This window comes from Longimicrobium sp. (genome assembly GCF_036554565.1).
Taxonomy (GTDB): domain Bacteria; phylum Gemmatimonadota; class Gemmatimonadetes; order Longimicrobiales; family Longimicrobiaceae; genus Longimicrobium.
The window spans coordinates 1-2019 of record NZ_DATBNB010000714.1 but is presented as its reverse complement, the minus strand read 5'-3'; the positions used below and the strand labels follow the sequence as shown (position 1 = coordinate 2019).

At 70.6% G+C, this 2019-nt stretch carries 1 protein-coding gene; it reads right to left on the bottom strand.

Going from position 1 to position 2019, the window contains the following annotated elements; genetic code table 11:
• Positions 1–2019 (bottom strand): endopeptidase La (gene lon, locus VIB55_RS19965; protein ID WP_331878429.1); only part of this gene is annotated, 2019 nt, incomplete at both ends.

Here is a 2019-nt window from a genome sequence, read left to right as displayed (position 1 = left end):
GGAGGCGCAGCTCGCCTTCCATCCCCCGGCCTCCGCCGCCCGGGAGCGCCAGCTCGGGAAAGAGCAGCCGGCCCTCGCTCATCTTGGCGCCGCGGAGGGCCACGGAGAGCGCTTCGTCGATGGTGCCGACGCCGTGCACCTCCATCTGCTCCAGCACCTCGGCCGGCAGGTCTTCCAGGTCCGCGAGGTTCTCCCTGGGCAGGAGAATGGTGCGGATGCCCGCGCGGTGCGCGCCCAGCAGCTTCTCCTTCACGCCGCCGATGGGCAGCACCCGCCCCGTGAGCGTCACCTCGCCCGTCATCGCCACGTCGTTGCGGACGGGCGTTCCCGACAGGGCCGACACCAGCGCCGCCGTCATCGCCACGCCCGCGGACGGGCCGTCCTTGGGAATGGCGCCCGCGGGGACGTGGATGTGGAGCTCCGATCCCCACGCCTTGCGCGCGTCGATGCCGTAGCGCGCCGCGTTGGCGCGGGCGTACGTCAGCGCGGCGCGGGCCGACTCCTTCATCACGTCGCCCAGCTGGCCGGTCAGCACCAGGTTGCCGAACCCGGGCTGCGCCCCGTCGGAGTCGCCGCTGGCGGGCGTGTGCGCGCGCTGCTGCGCCGACACCTCGATGAACATGATGTCGCCGCCCACCGGCGTGTAGTACATCCCTGTCGCCACGCCCAGCACGTCCTCGGTGCTGGCGCGCTCCGGGTGAACCCGCGTGCGGCCCAGGAACTCGTTCACGTCGTCGCGCTCGACGACGATGCGCGTGGTGCCGCCCGTGGCGATGCGGCGTGCCGCCTTGCGCGCCACCTTGCCCACCTCGCGCTCCAGCTGGCGAACGCCGGCCTCGCGGGTGTACTCGGTGATCAGCCGCTCCAGCGCCGCCTCGCTGAGCTCCAGCTCGCCCTCTTCCAGCCCCGACTGCTCCATCTGCCGCGGCACCAGGTAGCGCTGGGCGATGTTCTTCTTTTCCAGCTCCGTGTAGCCGCGGAACTCCACCGCCTCCATGCGGTCGTACAGCGGCGCCGGGATGTTCTCCGTGTAGTTGGCCGTGGCGATGAACAACACCTCGCTCAGGTCGAACGGCACGCCCAGGTAGTGGTCGGTGAACTCGTGGTTCTGCGCCGGGTCCAGCACCTCCAGCAGCGCCGACGACGGATCGCCCTGGTAGCTCACGCCCAGCTTGTCGACCTCGTCCAGCAGGATCACCGGGTTGCGGCTCTTGGCCTGCTTCAGCGCCTGCACGATGCGGCCGGGCATGGCGCCCACGTACGTGCGCCGGTGGCCGCGCACGTCGGCCTCGTCGCGCACGCCGCCCAGGGCAATGCGCACGTACTTGCGGCCCAGCGCCCGTGCGATGCTCTTGGCGATGGACGTCTTGCCCACGCCCGGAGGACCGGCGAAGAGAAGGATGGGACCCTTGGCCGTGGCCCTGGCCTTGGCCTCGGCGATCTCCTTTTCCAGCACCTCCACCGGCTGCTCGGCCTCGGTGCCTTCCAGCGCCTCGGCTTCCACCGCCGCGTCTTCCTTGACCTCGGCCTCGGCGCGGCGGGCCGCCAGCTGGCGCACGGCCAGGAACTCCAGCACGCGGTCCTTGACGTCTTCCAGGCCGTAGTGGTCCTCGTTCAGCACCTCTTCGGCCGCGCCCAGGTTCAGGCTGTCCTCCGTGCGCGTGCTCCACGGCAGGTCCGTCACCCACTCCAGGTAGGTGCGGATCACCTGGTACTCGGCACTCTGCGGGTTGGTGCGCTCCAGCCGCCCCAGCTCGCGATCGATGTCTTCGCGCACGGTCTCCGAGAGCCCCAGCGCCTCGATCTTTTCGCGTAGCTCCTCTACCTCGCGCCCCTCGTCTTCCTCGCCCAGCTCGCGCTGGATGGCCTTCATCTGCTCGCGCAGCAGCATCTCGCGCTGGCGCTCGCCCAGCTCCTCCTGCACCTGCTGCTGGATCTCCTCCTGCGCCTCGATCATGGCGAGCTGGCGCTGCACGATGAGCAGCAGGGAGCGCAGCCGCTCCTCCACGGAGAGGATCT